The organism is Halobacillus sp. ACCC02827, assembly GCF_030291935.1.
GTDB lineage: Bacteria > Bacillota > Bacilli > Bacillales > Halobacillaceae > Halobacillus.
The window spans coordinates 3,252,992-3,269,470 of sequence record NZ_CP128168.1 but is presented as its reverse complement, the minus strand read 5'-3'; the positions used below and the strand labels follow the sequence as shown (position 1 = coordinate 3,269,470).

Genomic DNA, 16,479 nt, shown 5'->3' with positions numbered 1-16,479 from the left:
CCAATAGGAAATTTGTAGAGGATCGTCCTTGTATGTTTATCTATTGGGGAAATGAGGAATTTCTGCTAATACTACAGACTTTAATTAGAAAAAGGGGGATTATTGTGAAAGAATTCGTTGTTCCCAAAGTTGTCGTGAGCCGCTGTTTGGAATTTGATGAAGTGAGGTACAACGGAGCGGTCATTCCGGATAAAGCAGTCCAGCGGATGGCTCCGTATGTAGAGTTCGTGCCGGTTTGTCCGGAAGTGGAAATCGGGCTTGGAGTGCCCAGGGAGACGATCCGTATTGTCGGAGGAGAGAAGGAAAGACTCGTTCAGCCGAAAACAGGAGAAGATTTGACGACAGGAATGAATGCTTTTACGGAATCTTTTCTGAATAGTATCGGCAGTGAGGTGGACGGGTTTTTATTGAAGAATCGTTCTCCGACATGCGGTATGCAGGATGTGAAAGTCTACTACGATATAGACCATCCGCAAGTGTCTGGGAAGTCGTCCGGTTTCTTTGCGAGGGGAGTCCTAAAGAGGTATCCTGGTCTTGCCCTGGAGGAAGAAGGACGCTTGAAGAATTTCACATTAAGGCATCATTACTTTACGAAATTGTTCACGCTGGCCTCTTTCCGGAAGATGAAAGTACACGGGCAGATGAAGGACCTTCAGAAATTTCATTCTTCCAATAAGTACTTGTTCATGGCTTATCATCCCGGGACGTTGAAAAAGATGGGGAGAGTGGTTGCCAATCATGATCATCTGTCTATACAAGGTGTGTTCCATGAATATGAACCGCTACTTTATGAATTGATGGCAGAGCCGGCAAAAGCTGCGTCACATATTAATGTTTGTCAGCATATCGCCGGGTATTTCAAGAAGGAGCTTTCGGCAGAAGAGAAAGAGGACTTCCAGACGCTGCTCAAACGATACAAAGAAGAGAAGGTGCCGTTGAGTGCGGTGCTGAGCGTATTGAATACATGGACGGTCCGCTTCCGCAGCGGGTATTTAAAAGACCAGACGTATTTTGAGCCGTATCCATCTGATCTCTTGGAAATATCGGATTCAGGAAAGGGCAGGGCCTATTCCTGAATCACCCCGCATAGTGTTTTAATATTCTGTCGACCTGTCCACCGTAGCTCTCCCCGAATATATTCAAATGTACGAGCAGGTAGAAGAGTTGATAGATCGGTTTGGTATCATGGTAGTGTGGCGGAAGGTCAGCAACCTCCCTGTAATGGTGGAGGAATTCAGAAGGGAATCCACCGAACAATTCCGTCATGGCAAGATCAAAGCACGGGTCTCCATACAGGACGGAAGGATCGATCAGGCAGGGAGAGCCGTTTTCATCCGCCATCCAGTTTCCTCCCCAGAGATCACCGTGCAGAAGCGAAGCCTGCGGATGTGCTGGAACCCAGCGGTCAAGGTAGGCAATCAGCTGCTCGAGCCGGCTGCGGCGCTGCCCTGTGATTCTTCCGTTTGATATGCCATATTGCAATTGGCTCTTTAACCGGAAATCCGCATAGTAATCCGTCCAGGCAGAGCACCAATCGTTGGGCTGGTCGAGCTGGCCGACAAAGGTCGGTTCACCGAATCCGTAAGCTTCTCCTGTCTGCTTATGCATTTGGGCAATCTGTCTTCCGAGCTCGGAGGCCGGTTTCAGCTTTCCGGAATGAATCCATTCCATAGCAAGAGCTCCTGGTTCTCCGTTCTCCGGTTCATCAAAATAATACACTTCGGGCACCCGTATCGAACGACTTTCCCGGATCCGCTTTAATCCTTCCGCTTCTACTCGGAAGAAGTGAGAGGGGACCTGTTGATTAAGCTTAAAGAAGTAGTCCTGCTTCTCCGTTTCTACAAAGAGGGCTTCGTTAATATCGCCGCCGCTTACTGTATCAATCGTCATGATGGGAGCGTCATCATCCAATTTCCTTAAGATGTCACCCACGAGTTCCTTCATTCGTTCCCCTCCTGAAACATCATTTTTTAGTGAATGGTTTGCGTTACTGGTTTTGTCGCTTTTTGATAAGCCCGTATCGTATGGATATCCCGGAACCCAAACTGTTCATAAAGCCTGGCTGCTTGTCTGTTATTCGTCCGTACAGAGATAGTGACTACGTCGAGTTCCAGTGCGTAGAAAGCATATTGGAGCGCGTGTTCCATCAAAGCAGTCCCGATTCCGTTCTCACGGTATTCGCGCCCGACGTTGACGAAGCATATTTCCCCTTCCTGTTCTTCGGCAATGGTTTCAAAGTATGTGTACCCTGCAATGGTTCCATCGGCTGCATACCCCCATAAATGATTGCCGTCCTTTTCTGATAAGCGCAGCATCTCTTCTGTCGTATAGTAGGAGGCCGAAGGGTGAAGTTTATCCAGTGCGGTGTAGTCATCGCGAAGAATTTCAACGATCGCTCCGTCCTGTTTGTCGGAAGGGTAATAACTGGATTTGTGCAAAGCCAGAGTGCGTTCTACGTTATAGAGATCGAAGGCGTGTTTCTCCGCAAAATCGACAAGTGCTTCGTTCGCCTCAAAACAAGCTAGTTTGACAATGTCAAAGTGAAGCTGAACAGTAAGAGAAGCTTTGTCCCACAATTTCTCAATGACCAGCTCCTGCTGATGAAGAGCGAACGGACCGAGAAGTCGGCACAGCTTCTGTTCGAAAAAAGGCAGAATCCCAAGGAATCCTATGATTTCATCCCCGTCCCAAGCCACATAAGCGAGCGGTTCCTGAAATTGTGTCAATGTCCATATTTGTTCGAAAATTTCGTTCGCATCGGATGCCATCCAAGCAACATAGTGATGGTCCTGTTCATTCATCCGATGGAGCCACCCGGCGACTTTATGTAGTTCTCTTACTTCCAGTTCCCGAATCTGCATGCTTGCTCCTCCTCCCGTATATAAACAAATTCTTACACATCACCCGTCTTTTTTGCAACTGTGACACTGGTCTTGTCTTTCATCTTTCTTCCATATATGGATGATTGATTCAACAGAGATGGGGGAATGATAAAGTACATAAGAACGGGGGGATGGAACTTGTGGAGCGTATGAAGTACATATCCATATACAGGATTACCGTCATCGTTTGGATGTCCATGAAATTCCTGATTCGCATCTACTGGTTCGAGAAGCGTCACAGGATATGGGATCAGGATACGAAGCGTAAATGGGAAGAAATGCTATCAGATCAGGCAGAAGAATATAGAAGAAAAGCGGTGCATCTTGGTGGGCTTCTGATAAAATTCGGGCAGTTTTTGAGTTCCAGAGGAGATTTGCTTCCTTCTTCTTTCATTAAGGAGCTGGAAGGACTTGTGGACAGGGTGGAGCCCGTTCCATTCTACCGATCCAAAGAAACGATAGAAGAAGACTGGAACGCATCGGTCGATACACATCTGTCTACAATAGAAGAAACACCGGTCGCATCTGCTTCCATAGGGGAAGTGTATAAGGCGTACTTAAAAGACGGCACTCCTGTGGCGGTCAAGGTACAGCGCTATAGAGTGAAAGATACGTTCCGGATGGATTTCCGTGCCTTGAAGATCGTTTTCTGGATGTTGAATAAGTTTACGGTCTATGGGAAGAAAGCCGATTTACCAGCCCTGTACAGGGAGGTCGTCCGAGTCATCAGCAATGAGCTTGATTTTACAATGGAGTTGGAGAATGGCCGTCATTTCAAGAAAAGGTTTGGAGACTTTCCATCTGTCTATATTCCGGAATATTACAGCGATCTTTCGACTAAACGCGTACTTGTGATGGAATGGGTGGAAGGAACGAAGATCACGGACCTTTCGTTCATAAAGAAAAATGGAATAGACCGGGAACAGATTGCTCGTACGCTTTTTGATTTAAGTATCGCCCAGTTTCTTGATGCAGGCATGTTTCATTCCGATCCTCATCCAGGGAATCTGATGCTGAAAGCAGATGGAACGGTCGTTGTCATCGACTTCGGTATGGTTGGTGAAATCAAACAGGAAGATGCTGATGCGCTGAGGACGATGGTGCAGGGATTTATTTTGGATGATTACGACAGAGTAATTGAAGCGTTGCAGGAGATGGACTTTCTTCTCCCTAATGCAGATACCGAGCGGGTGAAGAAGCTGCTTAAGCAGACGACAGAGATGTATTTAGACGGGAACTTTGACAAGTTGGATGCGCATATGATGAATGATATGCTTTCTGATTTACAGCAATTTGTCAAAGATCAGCCGATTCAGCTTCCAGCTGACTATGCATTTTTAGGTCGGGCGACTTCTATTATCATTGGTGTCCTCAGTGCCGTCTATCCGAACATCGACTTGATTCAATGGGGGAGACCTGTCATCAAACAGTGGGTGTCGGGCGACGGATCGAATGCCTCTTTGTACACAGAAGTCATTAAGGAAACCGTTCGTCCTCTGTTATCGTTCCCACGTGCGCTGATCGAGTACTTGGAGGATGGCGACAAGGAAAGAGAATGGAAGAGCTATCATCAAAGAAATCGCCTGTTCCATCAGCTTTATTTGGTTTACACGGCTTTTTCGTTTCTTATATTCGTGTCAGGGGTAGCAGCCCTGTATTACACACTTGTTGTCCCTGTTCTTCCGAGCGTGTGGATCAGCGGCGTTTTTATGGGAGTCGGGTTGCTTGGATTTTTCATTTGTTCCATTAAACATGTCCGGATGTTGAAGGGCATTCATCATAATAGGAGGGATGAACAATGAGCGATTTATTGAAGAAAGGATTCCATTTGGGAATCGGTGCAGCAATCAGTGGGAAAGAGATGTTCGAAAAGATGGTGAACGAAATGGTGAAGCGGGGAGAAATCAGTCCGACTCAGGCGAAATCCATGGTGAATAATTGGATTGCCAAGGGAGAAACGAAAGATAAAGAATGGAATGATCAAGCGAAAGCAAGAATGCAGGATCAATTCAAAGAACTAGGATTTGTTTCGCGGGAAGAATATGAAAAGCTCGAAGCCCGCATTCAAAGGCTGGAAAACCTCCATTTGGATAATAAATGAAACGAGATGCCTGCTCCGGGGAAAGGAGCGGGCATCTCGTTATTTCTGGGAAAGGGAAGCTGTGCTATGATGCAGTCACAAGTAGAAAAGGAGGAGGATCGGGATGGACAAGATCAATTGTTTTAAGTGCAGGCATTTCCGAACGACATGGAATCCGGCCTTTCCCAGATCTTGCAGCGCCTATGAGTTTAAAACGAAGGAATTGCCTTCCGCGTATATACTCCGTACAACCGGGAGCAGCTGCATGCAGTTCCAAGAGAAAATGACGCCTAAGAAAGAGAACAAAGCGCGGCAGGCTTCCAGAATTGATCTGCGCCTGTAAATAATGAGAAATTTCAGAAATCTAGAGGAATTGCCGATGTTTTGTGGTATGCTGATGAATATTTCGACATGCAGAAAAGAAAGATAATAAGGTTCATCCGTTGCAAAAACAGAAGGGGTTGGTTGGAAAATGGTGAGAGAGAAATGGGGCTCAAAGCTCGGGTTTATGCTCGCGGCAATGGGCTCGGCTGTCGGGTTAGGTAATATATGGAGATTTTCTTATGTAGCAGGTAATAACGGTGGGGGAGCTTTCCTGATCCTCTACTTAGCTTGTGTACTGTTGATTGGTGTTCCGTTGCTGTTAACAGAAGTGAGTATCGGCAGAAAGGCGCAAAGTGATGTTGTCGGCTCCTTCCGGAAGCTCGCTCCAGGTACGCCGTGGTTCGTTACGGGCTTTTTCGGAATCGCCAGTGCATTTTTAATTCTTGGATTTTATGCGGTTGTTGCCGGATGGGCGATTTTTTACTTCTGGATGTACGTGAACGGATCGTACTTTACCCAGCCGGATATTGGGTATGATGGTGCGTTTGGTCAATTTATCAGCAATCCTTGGCAGCCAATTTTATGGACGGCCTTATTCATGATGATTACGATCGTGATCGTTCTTGGAGGAGTAAAGAAAGGCATTGAAGGAGCGAACAAAATTTTTATGCCGCTTCTGGCAATCATTCTGATTATTCTTGCTTTCTTCAGTCTTTCTCTGGACGGAGCCATGGAAGGAGTGAAGTTTCTCTTCCAGCCGGACTGGTCGGCATTCAGGGATCCTTCCATTTATTTCGCTGCTCTCGGACAGGCTTTCTTCTCCCTGAGCCTGGGAATGGGCGGGATGCTGACATACGGAAGCTACTTGTCTAAAGAAAATAAACTGCCGGGAGCTATTGTCGGCATTGGTTTGATGGATACCTTCTTTGCGGTCATTGCAGGGTTGGTGATCTTTCCGGCCGTATTCGCCTTTGCCATTGATCCGAGCTCCGGACCGCCTCTGGTCTTCATTACGCTTCCTAGTATTTTCGAACAAATGCCGTTTGGCGGGATGATCGGAATCATATTCTTCCTGGCTCTCATCCTTGCTTCCTTATCTTCTTCCGTGTCTATCCTGGAAGTACCGACTGCCTACTTCATGCGTGCATTCGGCTGGAGTCGCTTTGCGACGAGTATCGTGATGGGATCCATCATGTTCATCCTTGGAATTGCGGTATCCTTAGGATTTGGAATCTGGTCAGGCATCACGCCGATCGGAGATTTGAATATTCTTGACTCCATGGATTACGTAGCCTCTAATATTCTTCTTCCGCTGGGCGGCCTTTCCATGGCGCTCCTTGTCGGTTGGTATTATAGGAAAGCGGACGCTCTGGAATCAACGGATTTGACTGGATCATCCATCGGAGGTTTGTGGTATATCATTGTGAAATTCATAGCGCCGATCATCATCATCCTGATCTTCTTGTATCAGATCGGCATTATACAGTTTTGAAACAACCCCCGATGCATAATCGGGGGTTGCTCTATGTTCTTCTGCTTTAGGCGGGAAGCTATTCTTACAAATTATTGAAACCTTTCATAGATGGAAAGACAGGGATGTTACAGGCGTGTTAAACTACGACAGAGGATCTTTTTTAGAAAAAGGAGTTTGAATATATGGCCATCACGAATCAAACAGTGCTTAAGAAAATGTCGAATGAAATACAGGAAGCAATGCTTCAGTATGGGGACGAGCAAAAAGTACGCGAGCATGTCCGCTCGATCCGCCTGCTGGCCGATTTGTTATTGGAAGAGGAGCCGGTAAGAACGGAAGCACCTGTCCAGGAGCCGACGGCAGAAGAAGTCCGTCGTATGATGGGGGTCGATGCACCAAGCCGTCCGGATCAACAAAAGAAAGTCGATCACGGGGAGGCGAACGGGCCCTCGATTTTTGATTTCTAAGAAGGGATGAATGGAATGAAAATCTTTTTGGTATTAGCGATTATTAATGGTTTTTTATCCGTGGCACTTGGAGCATTCGGAGCCCACGGATTGGAAGGGAAAGTTTCGGAGAAGGGCTTGGAACAGTGGGGGAAAGCAGTCGATTATCAAATGTTCCATACGATGGCATTGTTTGTTACCGCTCTGTTAATGAGCAAAATCCAGACGGGTGCGATGACAGGGGCCGGTTGGTTTTTCTTCATTGGAATTATCCTGTTCTCCGGAAGCCTCTATATTTATGCGCCGACCGGGATTAAGACATTTGCAATGATTACACCGCTCGGCGGGCTGTCATTCCTGATCGGCTGGATTCTGCTCGGGTATGCAGTCATCAAACATGTTTAAAAATAGAGAAGAGTCGTAAACAGAAAAATTATTACAGCACAGGTAAAGTGGATGATCATATTCACTTTCTGCTCGCGTGCTTTGTCAATGAGTGCTTCAAATGCGATGCTGGCGGCAAGAACATAGAACATCAAGAGGAGGATCCAGCGGTGCTCCAGCTGAAACAGTCCGACTACAATGAGCACGACGACAAGTGCCAGCGCACCAAGCTGAGCTCTCTGGTAGCTTTCATATGGGGACTTCATAGCCTCACCCTTTTCGCTTAATAGTTAAAAACTCGCTACGAATAGCGAGTTTTTTTTTGATTGGTTCTGTCATCGAGGGTTGTATTGAGCGAATCCGGCGGAAGAGCCTCCGAATGGAAGGTTATAGTTTATTTCTTCATCAAAGGTGATGTAATCCAGATAAATCGTCAATAGTAAGTATCGCTTGCCTGTTTGTGGATCGCTGAGAATAATGTGATCCCGTCCAGCAGCTTCTATGATTCCTTTGAATACCTTAGCATTCCATTGATCGTTGTTCTCGAATGTCATGTAAACAGTCGCCTCTTTGCCGGCGTTCAAACGGAGAATATTCTCGATATAGGATTCTTCCGACGGCAGCATGTTCGGTGGGTTGATACTGCCTGAATATGTCCCGGGCTGGACCTGCGGAGGCTGCATTCCTCCCTGCCCCTGTTGAGGGTAATAATACATGTACGGATTCTGCCCGTAGAACGGGGCTTGACCCTGACCGTACATCGGTGCACCTTGCCCTGATTGAGGTTTATTCTGTGCCATTTAAACCACTCCTTCATGGATTTAATATACGCTTGGACAGTCAGCCCTTGTCGGTGAATAGAAGCAATGGGACTTATATCTTCCAGTGTTCCATTGACCGTACCACTGAGCAGGGCAGTCTCCTTGAGGTCGGAAGAACCATAAGGAGTTGGTTGCAGGATGGAACCGCTCCCCGCGGATGGTTCGGCGGGCCAGTCGGATATCCTTCTCCCTGGCTCTTTGGTAGAAATAACCCTTTTGGGTGGCTTCAAAGCCGCCCGGGCTCTGGTACACCATGTCCCGGATTGAATCGATATTTGTGAAGTCGATGCAGTCGCCGCGGACACGGTTGACCCCTGTATTTCCCACCATCAGCATGCCTAATTGTCCGTCCCCCTCGGCTTCAGCCCTCATTAATCTCGCCAGTAACTTAACGTCCGCTTCTGTAAAGGGAATGACGGCCATGCTGTCACCTCACTTCAAATAAGGCATGTTTGCATGTTCTTTAACACTATATGACCAGCCCTGAAAAATAATGATGACTTTTCCATGTGGGCCTGGAGAGGGGTTAGAGGTTAGTGGAGGAGGGCATAAAAAATCCGAACCCCCCTTACAAAAGGGAAGGTTCGGATATATCGTTCATTTTTCAATCAAACTTCCAAAAACTGATCAAGCGCTTCAGGCTTGAGGATGTTACCGATATAGAAGGAACCGAAATCGCCGTAACGGGAAGTCACTTCATCAAACCGCATCTGATAGACGAGTTTTTTGAATTGAAGCACGTCGTGTGCGAAGAGGGTGACGCCCCACTCCCAGTCATCAAAGCCGATGGAGCCCGTGATGATCTGACGGATTTTCCCTGCATATTGACGGCCTGTCATCCCGTGTGCGTACATGAGCTTGGCGCGCTCGTCTTTTTCGAGTACGTACCAATTATCGTTGCCCTGACGGCGCTTGTCCATCGGGTAGAAGCAAATGTGGTTCCACTTAGGGAGGGTCGGTTTCAAGCGTGCTTGAATTTCTGGATCTTCTTCGTTGGTATTCCCCATATAATTGGAAAGCTCAACGACCGAAACGTAGGAATAGGCTGGTTTTGTGAATTCAGCCAGCTTCGATTTATTAAAGGCTGTTTCTATCTCATTCAATTCTTCCATTGTCGGTCGCAGGATCATCATCATAAAGTCCGCTTTTTGGCCGACGATCGTATATAAGGCGTGGCTGCCTTCTTTGTTCTGCTCGGTGTTTTCCCATTTGGTGATCAATTCCTGGAATTCGCGGGCAGCCTGTTCCCGTTCTTCGGTGGATGCGTACTTCCACGCTGTCCAGTCGATGGAACGGAAATCATGCAAGCAATACCAGCCATCCATTGTAACTACTGCTTCAGGCATGGGATCAATCGCTCCTTTATAGTAGGGTGTGTGGTGTTTACTTCCTTTCTCAATATAACATAGATGAAAGGTCCGAGATAACGAAACGGTGGATGCTCACGGAATTGTCAAGGTTGCGTATCAATAAGTGACAAATAGGGTAAAGTTATAAAATGAAATCGCTTCAAAAGGAAATTTTCTCTCGTACCACTTTCATTTAAACACAAAAGGTCTTATCATATATAACAGAATGAAAATTGGAGGGACAAACATGAGTAACCTATTTGATACTCTGAAAGCTAAAATTGACGGTAAAGGCATGAAAATCGTATTCCCTGAAGCAATGGACGAACGTATTCTTACAGCAGTAAGCCAGCTTGGTGCAGACGGCCTAGTGAAACCTGTACTAGTCGGAAATAAGGATAAAGTAGAACAGAAGGCTTCTGAAATCAATGTAAATATTGACGGAGCAGAAATTCTTGATCCTTCTGACTACCCGGAATATGATGAAATGGTTGCTAGCTTCGTCGAGCGCCGTAAAGGAAAAGCGACAGAAGAGAAAGCTCGTGAAATCCTGCAGGACGAGAATTACTTCGGAACTATGCTCGTGTACATGGGCAAAGCTCACGGCCTGGTCAGCGGTGCGGCTCATTCTACGGCAGACACAGTACGACCTGCCCTGCAGATCATCAAGACAAAACCAGGAATTAAGAAGACTTCAGGTGTGTTCGTAATGGTAAGGGAAGAAGAGAAGTATGTGTTCGCTGATTGCGCGATCAACATTACGCCGGACAGTCAGGACCTTGCAGAGATCGCCCTTGCGAGTGCTGAAACAGCGAAACTCTTCGATATCGACCCTAAGGTAGCGATGTTGAGCTTCTCTACGAAAGGATCTGCAAAATCTCCGGAAACGGAAAAAGTATCCGAAGCGCTTCAAATTGCTAAAGAGCAGAACAGTGAGTTGGTTATTGATGGGGAATTCCAATTCGACGCAGCCTTCGTTCCATCTGTAGCCGAGAAGAAAGCTCCGGATTCTCCACTGAAAGGCGAAGCGAATACGTTCGTATTCCCAAGCCTTGAAGCGGGTAACATTGGATACAAGATTGCTCAGCGTCTTGGTAACTTTGATGCAGTAGGTCCAATTCTACAAGGATTGAATCAACCAGTTAACGACCTTTCCCGTGGTTGTAATTCAGATGATGTCTACAAACTGGCAATCATTACTGCCGCTCAATCTGTATAATAGAAACAAACAAAAAAAAGCCGGCCATCGTGCCGGCTTTTTTTTGTTGGAGTATTTAGCGAGGTGGCACTTTCCACTAGGAAGGAGATGTCCTCTTTGCAATGTCATCGGGGAAGTCGATGGAAACGATCCATGTGCACCTTGGCTTTGGCAATTTCGCTCTCTTGTGCTTATATGTAATTAGAAAGGAAGAGGAAGGCGGAAGGTATTCATGGACTCGAATAACGAATTAACTTATAAACAATCAGTAAGTAAAAGACACAAGGCCATGGGAATTGGACTTGGAATACTCTCTTGTTTAGGGGGTGCTTTTTTTCTTTACATAACCTTGGGGGTATCCAGAGCGAGTCACTGGTCCATCGGGCTGATTCCGCTTTACCCGGCCCTTCTGTTCCTGCTGCTAGGAGTGGGGATGTTCCGTAACAAGCAGGTAAGCTATACATCTGTCAAAAGAATTACAAAGGAAGGGTTTTATCACTATTTTCTTGTTCCGGAGCAAGAGAAGGAGACGGAACAGCTGATTCCCTATAAGAAAATGACCGCCTTATATTTGGGAAGAGTAGTGGAAATGGTGATGCGGCAGGATCGTCTGACCAAATTTTTTGCTCATCCGCTTCTGGTGTTCCGCTGGGAGGAGGACGGAGTCAGTCATTACCGTGGTGTGGTACTTAAACAGAAGGAGTGGCCGACTGCTCTTCGTCACCTTCCGGCAGGGCTTCCGGTTTACAGCACACCTTATGACCTCACCCAGTATCCCGATGATACTTTGGGTGATCCCTTGGCAGATGCCGAATACTACAGGGACAGCGGAGAACGGTTTCCATATCCGTATGAACTAGGGTATGTGAAGCAGAAAGAGTTGCCCAAGTACATTCCGGACGAGGTTGCAGAAAAGAAAAAGCGCTGTACGCGTCTGCGGGAGATGATGGCGGGGCGTCTCCTGGGGGGATGGCTGGTGTTGAACTTCCTGCTCGCCGTATTATGGATGCCCTCGTGGAAAGTGGTTGATGAATTGTTCGTCGGCCCGTGGCCTGTGGTGCTTATCATCTTGACGATGATACTTGTCGGTGCTGTCTATGCCCGCTTACCTCTTGGATGGAGGAACATGCTGCTTGTCGGTCGGCATATGTTGTTTGTCATCGCCGTGTACGGGGGAGGCGGGTACCTTGGCTATTTGCTGTTTTCAGAAACGCCCCGTCATCTGGACGCTGTCGTCAATCATTCCCTGCTTTCATTCTGGTCGATCCCTGCCGCGTTCCTCCTAAGTAAGTTCTTATATCTTCTTGGTGTATTGATGTATGCGGCTCTCCTTCATTCGGGTTTCTTCAAAGGAAAAACGAAACCGCGCCGTAATATCGATATGGAATGAAACCAATCTATCTATTCCATCGTAGGACAAGAAACAAGGAAAGATTTGAGGGAAGGTGGAAGACATGCAGGAAGAACTGACGTTTAAAAGCGAGATAAATCGCGCATCCAAAGCACTTATGTACATCATGGGTGGGATTTTCGCTCTGTTGGGAACGGCATTATTGAGTATATCTATTTGGGTGTCGAGGCACAGTCACTGGGTTGCCGGGCTGCTCAGCATCTTCGCCGGCAGCATCTGCTTGTTGGTCGGCATAGGAATGCTTCGGGACAAACAGAAAAGGTACACATCGATAAAAAAGGTGACAAAGGAAGGCTTCTATGAGTATTTCCATCTCCCGGAACGAGAAGAAACGATCGAGAAGACCATTCCTTTTGCAGAGATTACAGCTCTATACGCAGGGAGGGCGATCAGGAATATATACAGGCAGGAAGCCCCGTCCCGCAGTATAGCTTATCCTGTACTTGTATTGAGCTGGGAAGAGGAGGGGCAGCAGCAATTCAGGGGAATGGGACTTACACCGGAAGAGTGGAAGGTTGCATGTAAGATCCTTCCTGAGGGTATTCCTGTTTATGAAACAGAATACGAGCTGACTCATTATCCCGATTATGCGCTGGGGGTTGTGTTGGACTCCGCCCGTCCCTATGGTGAAACCGAAAGAGGGCTCGCTTTTCCCCATAAACTCGGGGTAGTGAAGCATGGAGACGTTCCTGTTTTCATTCCAGAAGAAAAGAGGCAGGAGCAGCGTAAAAAAGAGGAAGCTAGGAAAAAGGTCGGGGAGCGCGTATTCAACAGCTGGCTGCTGATCAGTTTCCTGCTCTCCTTGTTCTGGATGCCGTTCTGGGAGGTATCCGGCGCCGTCTTTGCAGGGCCGTGGTCGTATGGGTTCACCGTTGTCACGATGCTCATCCTGGGTGTTTTCCGATATGCCAAGACTCCGTTCGCCTTTCGCAAATTCCTCATGGTTGGACGGGACATGCTCCTTGTCCTTGCGTCATTCATGACGGGAGGGCTTCTCGGTTATCTTCTATTTTCAGAAACACCGAGATATTTGGATGCAGCGGTTAATCACGCCTTCGTAGGTTTTCTCTCTGTGCCTGTGGCTTTCCTCCTGAGCAAGTTTCTTTATTTCATCGGTATTGTCTTTTCTATGATGTTCGACTTTGCGGGTATGACCAGAAAGAAGAAATGAAAAAAAGCGTTCGAAACCTATCAAGTAAGGTTTTCGAGCGCTTTTTCATTCCGTTTGACCATTTGATCGAAGCGTTTATTGAACCATTCGATTTCCACGCCTTCGAGGGGATTGGTCGTCATGGAACCGGATAGTTCATACAGTTTGTAGAGAATTCGGTCTCTTACATCGGATACGGTAAGTTCGGTGCCGAGCAATTCGTTCAAGGATGCCATGACGGAGGGATCGATGTCTGGATAAGTGAATCTTGTTTGTTCTCCGCGTTTCCCGATCTTGTAGAATTCCTTCAGCAGGGAGGCTCTTTCCCGACCGCTTCCACTGACGTCCAAGTAAATTTGGACGGCAGAACCGTTCTTAACCCTTCGCTGGGAAATACCGGCAAACTTCTTGCCGTCAATACTCAAGTCGTACGTACCCGGGCAGTAGGACCGGGTAATTTCATAGGCTTCAATGCGGTCGGTTAAATCCGCAAACAAGAATTGAATGAAGGAAACCATTGCTTCATATCCTTCGTGAATGTTGACCTCTTTGGAATCAGGGAAGATGAGGGAAAGGTTCAAAACCCCGTCATCCAGGACCACAGCCAGACCGCCGGAATTACGGACGATCACTTTATAGCCGTTCTCTTTCAAATAGGCGATTCCTTCCTCGATGTAAGGAAGCCGGGCATCAGGGATTCCCAGTACGACCGTGTCGTGATGGACCCACAGCCGTGCGGCAGTCGGACTCCTCCGTTCACCGACAGAAATGGACAGTGCGTCATCGGTTGCGAAAGACTGAAGGGCCGAAAAGGTGGGGCCGAGATTGCTTTGGTCAATAAAGCGATATGCTTTTGTTTTTAATAATGGATGGATGTTAGTCATTGTAGTTCCGTACTCCTTTTTTGCATTCTGTTCTATTATAGCAAAAGATGAGTGTTGCATGAATCAGCTGGGAAAGGTAAAATCTGCGGAGGATGAAAAAATAATATTGGAATTTAATGTATGTATTCAGGTTTTTTTGTCGGATTTTAAGGTATATAATAGAGGAAAATGTCGTTTAGAAAGGACAAGCAGATGGCCTATCGTGATGAGAAACTAAGCGAAGAAAAAGTGTTCAAAGATCCTGTCCACCGTTATGTCCACGTACGGGACAGGGTGGTTTGGGATTTGATCGGAACCGCCGAATTTCAAAGACTGCGGCGTATCAAGCAGCTTGGGACGTCATATTTAACGTTCCACGGAGCAGAGCACAGCCGCTTCAATCATTCGCTCGGAGTCTATGAAATTGTAAGGAGAATTATAGATAACTTCAAAGATCGGCCGAACTGGGACGACCAGGAACGGCTTCTCTGTCTTTGTGCTGCGCTGCTTCATGACCTCGGACACGGCCCCTTCTCCCATTCGTTCGAGAAAGTCTTCAAGCTCGATCATGAGGCATTCACCCAGGCAATTCTTCTTGGTGATACAGAAGTAAACGAGGTCCTCAGCCGTGTAGAGAAAGGGTTCCCGAAAAAAGTTGCGGATGTCATTAACAAAACATATAAGAATAAGCTGGTCGTCAGCTTGATTTCGAGTCAGATCGATGCCGATCGTATGGATTATCTGCAGCGTGACGCTTACTTCACAGGCGTCAGCTACGGCCACTTCGACATGGAACGGATCTTAAGGGTCATGCGTCCGATGGAAGATCAGGTCGTTGTGAAGGAAAGCGGTATGCATGCTGTCGAAGACTATATTATGAGCAGATACCAAATGTACTGGCAGGTATATTTCCATCCGGTGACGAGGAGTGCGGAAGTCATCTTATCGAAAATCCTTCACAGAGCGAAAGAGCTTTACGAGAGTGACTATACCTTCCGGCTGTCCCCTGTCCACTTCCTTTCTTTTTTTGCAGGGAAACCGACATTAGCAGAGTACTTGGCTCTGGATGAACCTGTGACACTTTTCTATTTTCAGACGTGGATGGAAGAGGAGGACCCGGTCCTTCGTGATCTGTGCCAGCGGTTCGTCAACCGCAGACTCTTCAAGTATGTCGAATTCAACCCTAATTCCCAGATGAACGAATGGATGGAGCTGTATAAGCTGTTCCAGAAGGCAGGACTGAATCCTGACTATTATTTGGTTGTAGATTCAAGCTCGGACCTTCCTTATGACTTCTATCGTCCAGGAGAAGAAGGGGAACGTCTGCCTATTCATCTCCTGCAGCCGAACGATGAATTGAAGGAGCTTTCCCGTCTGTCGGATATTGTGGAGTCTATTTCAGGGAAGAAGCGGACCGACCATAAGCTTTATTTCCCGATGGATCTACTGCGTGATATGTCGAATCGAAGTAAGACGAAGAAGCGGATTATGGAAATTTTGTATGGATAAGGAGTGAGCTTCCATGTTGGAAAACCATGCGAAGTTGATGCAGTTCTTTTCTAGTACCGATGAAATCGTCGGAAGGAAGAAGCTGCAGAAGATGATCTATATTTTGAAGAAATGTGACATTCCTTTCGAAGAGCGGTACCAGTTCCATTTTTACGGACCGTATTCGGAAGAGTTGACGCTGCGTGTAGAAGAGATGTGCAATCTGGGATTTATCAGGGAAACGAGGGAAGAGAAAAAGAATTACTATCAATACCGCTATCAATTGACGGACAGCGGCAGGGAATTCCTCACCCACTATGAAATGAACCTGCCGCCGCTTCACGCACAGATTGCAGAAATGAACGGACGGAGCTCCCGGTTTTTAGAGCTGGTTTCGACGATGCTTTTCTTTGAAGATCTACCGAAGGATGAAATAGCGGAGAAGGTGTTCACAGTAAAAAGCGCTCAAAAGTATATGGAAGAAGACATAGCTGACGCTTGGAAATTTATTGAAAAATTGCGCGCTATTCATTAAACTGGGACTATAGGATCCGGTTGATTATCCTGATTTTTTTTTCCGACAGCGGAAAGGTGTACCACGTGAGTATG

At 46.9% G+C, this 16,479-nt stretch carries 19 protein-coding genes; 12 read left to right on the top strand and 7 right to left on the bottom strand.

Annotated features, from left to right (window positions below; genetic code table 11):
- The first annotated feature begins 104 nt into the window (after nucleotides 1-104).
- Nucleotides 105-1,076 (top strand): YbgA family protein, encoded by a 972-nt coding sequence (locus QRD89_RS17300; protein ID WP_286095893.1) that lies wholly within the window; start codon nucleotides 105-107, stop codon nucleotides 1,074-1,076.
- Nucleotide 1,077: 1 nt separating this feature from the next.
- Here the strand turns inward: QRD89_RS17300 and QRD89_RS17295 are convergent, their stop codons facing one another.
- Both QRD89_RS17295 and QRD89_RS17290 read right to left on the bottom strand, forming a co-directional pair.
- Nucleotides 1,078-1,944, bottom strand: coding sequence for a fructosamine kinase family protein (locus QRD89_RS17295; protein WP_286095892.1), 867 nt, complete (start codon nucleotides 1,942-1,944; stop codon nucleotides 1,078-1,080).
- Between the two features lie 26 nt (nucleotides 1,945-1,970).
- Nucleotides 1,971-2,861 carry a GNAT family N-acetyltransferase gene (locus QRD89_RS17290; protein WP_008632235.1) on the bottom strand — a complete coding sequence of 297 codons (891 nt, stop codon included), beginning with the start codon at nucleotides 2,859-2,861 and terminating at the stop codon, nucleotides 1,971-1,973.
- A 152-nt stretch (nucleotides 2,862-3,013) separates the two neighbouring features.
- Here QRD89_RS17290 and QRD89_RS17285 point away from each other — a divergent pair, with 152 nt between their 5' ends.
- The 6 genes from QRD89_RS17285 (at nucleotide 3,014) to QRD89_RS17260 (ending at nucleotide 7,611) form a co-directional block, all read left to right on the top strand.
- Complete coding sequence (locus QRD89_RS17285; RefSeq protein ID WP_286095891.1) at nucleotides 3,014-4,684, top strand: ABC1 kinase family protein; 1,671 nt, start codon at nucleotides 3,014-3,016, stop codon at nucleotides 4,682-4,684.
- Complete coding sequence (locus QRD89_RS17280) at nucleotides 4,681-4,983, top strand: phasin family protein (RefSeq protein ID WP_008632238.1); 303 nt, start codon at nucleotides 4,681-4,683, stop codon at nucleotides 4,981-4,983. Before QRD89_RS17285 ends, QRD89_RS17280 begins: the two co-directional genes overlap by 4 nt.
- A gap of 103 nt (nucleotides 4,984-5,086) precedes the next feature.
- On the top strand, nucleotides 5,087-5,305 hold the full coding sequence (locus QRD89_RS17275; RefSeq protein ID WP_008632239.1) for a hypothetical protein: 219 nt from the start codon (nucleotides 5,087-5,089) through the stop codon (nucleotides 5,303-5,305).
- 129 nt (nucleotides 5,306-5,434) lie between these two features.
- Nucleotides 5,435-6,778 (top strand): sodium-dependent transporter, encoded by a 1,344-nt coding sequence (locus tag QRD89_RS17270; RefSeq protein WP_008632240.1) that lies wholly within the window; start codon nucleotides 5,435-5,437, stop codon nucleotides 6,776-6,778.
- Nucleotides 6,779-6,942: 164 nt separating this feature from the next.
- The gene (locus QRD89_RS17265; protein ID WP_026577843.1) at nucleotides 6,943-7,227 is read left to right on the top strand and encodes a YwdI family protein; all 285 of its coding nucleotides are present in this window, start codon (nucleotides 6,943-6,945) and stop codon (nucleotides 7,225-7,227) included.
- Between the two features lie 15 nt (nucleotides 7,228-7,242).
- Nucleotides 7,243-7,611 (top strand): DUF423 domain-containing protein, encoded by a 369-nt coding sequence (locus QRD89_RS17260; protein ID WP_008632242.1) that lies wholly within the window; start codon nucleotides 7,243-7,245, stop codon nucleotides 7,609-7,611.
- Here QRD89_RS17260 and QRD89_RS17255 read toward each other — a convergent pair.
- The 4 genes from QRD89_RS17255 to hemQ all read right to left on the bottom strand — a co-directional run bounded on the left by QRD89_RS17255 (nucleotide 7,608) and on the right by hemQ (nucleotide 9,757).
- On the bottom strand, nucleotides 7,608-7,856 hold the full coding sequence (locus tag QRD89_RS17255) for a hypothetical protein (RefSeq protein WP_008632244.1): 249 nt from the start codon (nucleotides 7,854-7,856) through the stop codon (nucleotides 7,608-7,610). The two genes, QRD89_RS17260 and QRD89_RS17255, sit on opposite strands and share 4 nt — an antisense overlap.
- Before the next feature lie 69 nt (nucleotides 7,857-7,925).
- Entirely contained in the window at nucleotides 7,926-8,390 is a 465-nt protein-coding gene (gene gerQ, locus QRD89_RS17250) for a spore coat protein GerQ (RefSeq protein WP_008632246.1), read from the bottom strand.
- Between the two features lie 21 nt (nucleotides 8,391-8,411).
- Nucleotides 8,412-8,834: a cell wall hydrolase gene (locus tag QRD89_RS17245; RefSeq protein ID WP_026577844.1), complete on the bottom strand. Its 423-nt coding sequence runs from the start codon at nucleotides 8,832-8,834 to the stop codon at nucleotides 8,412-8,414.
- Between the two features lie 185 nt (nucleotides 8,835-9,019).
- Entirely contained in the window at nucleotides 9,020-9,757 is a 738-nt protein-coding gene (gene hemQ, locus QRD89_RS17240) for a hydrogen peroxide-dependent heme synthase (RefSeq protein ID WP_026577845.1), read from the bottom strand.
- 250 nt (nucleotides 9,758-10,007) lie between these two features.
- On the opposite strand from hemQ, the gene pta reads away from it, so the two are divergent.
- The 3 genes from pta to QRD89_RS17225 all read left to right on the top strand — a co-directional run bounded on the left by pta (nucleotide 10,008) and on the right by QRD89_RS17225 (nucleotide 13,540).
- Nucleotides 10,008-10,979 (top strand): phosphate acetyltransferase, encoded by a 972-nt coding sequence (pta, locus tag QRD89_RS17235; protein WP_008632260.1) that lies wholly within the window; start codon nucleotides 10,008-10,010, stop codon nucleotides 10,977-10,979.
- A 211-nt stretch (nucleotides 10,980-11,190) separates the two neighbouring features.
- Nucleotides 11,191-12,348: a hypothetical protein gene (locus tag QRD89_RS17230; protein WP_286095889.1), complete on the top strand. Its 1,158-nt coding sequence runs from the start codon at nucleotides 11,191-11,193 to the stop codon at nucleotides 12,346-12,348.
- Nucleotides 12,349-12,412: 64 nt separating this feature from the next.
- On the top strand, nucleotides 12,413-13,540 hold the full coding sequence (locus tag QRD89_RS17225; protein ID WP_286095888.1) for a hypothetical protein: 1,128 nt from the start codon (nucleotides 12,413-12,415) through the stop codon (nucleotides 13,538-13,540).
- 20 nt (nucleotides 13,541-13,560) lie between these two features.
- Here the strand turns inward: QRD89_RS17225 and lipL are convergent, their stop codons facing one another.
- A complete protein-coding gene (gene lipL / locus QRD89_RS17220; protein ID WP_286095887.1) occupies nucleotides 13,561-14,403 on the bottom strand; it encodes an octanoyl-[GcvH]:protein N-octanoyltransferase in 843 nt (280 codons plus the stop codon).
- 192 nt (nucleotides 14,404-14,595) lie between these two features.
- On the opposite strand from lipL, the gene QRD89_RS17215 reads away from it, so the two are divergent.
- Together QRD89_RS17215 and QRD89_RS17210 are read left to right on the top strand one after the other, a co-directional pair.
- Entirely contained in the window at nucleotides 14,596-15,891 is a 1,296-nt protein-coding gene (locus tag QRD89_RS17215; protein WP_008632265.1) for an HD domain-containing protein, read from the top strand.
- Between the two features lie 13 nt (nucleotides 15,892-15,904).
- Nucleotides 15,905-16,405: a YwgA family protein gene (locus QRD89_RS17210; RefSeq protein WP_286095886.1), complete on the top strand. Its 501-nt coding sequence runs from the start codon at nucleotides 15,905-15,907 to the stop codon at nucleotides 16,403-16,405.
- Nucleotides 16,406-16,479 lie beyond the last annotated feature (74 nt).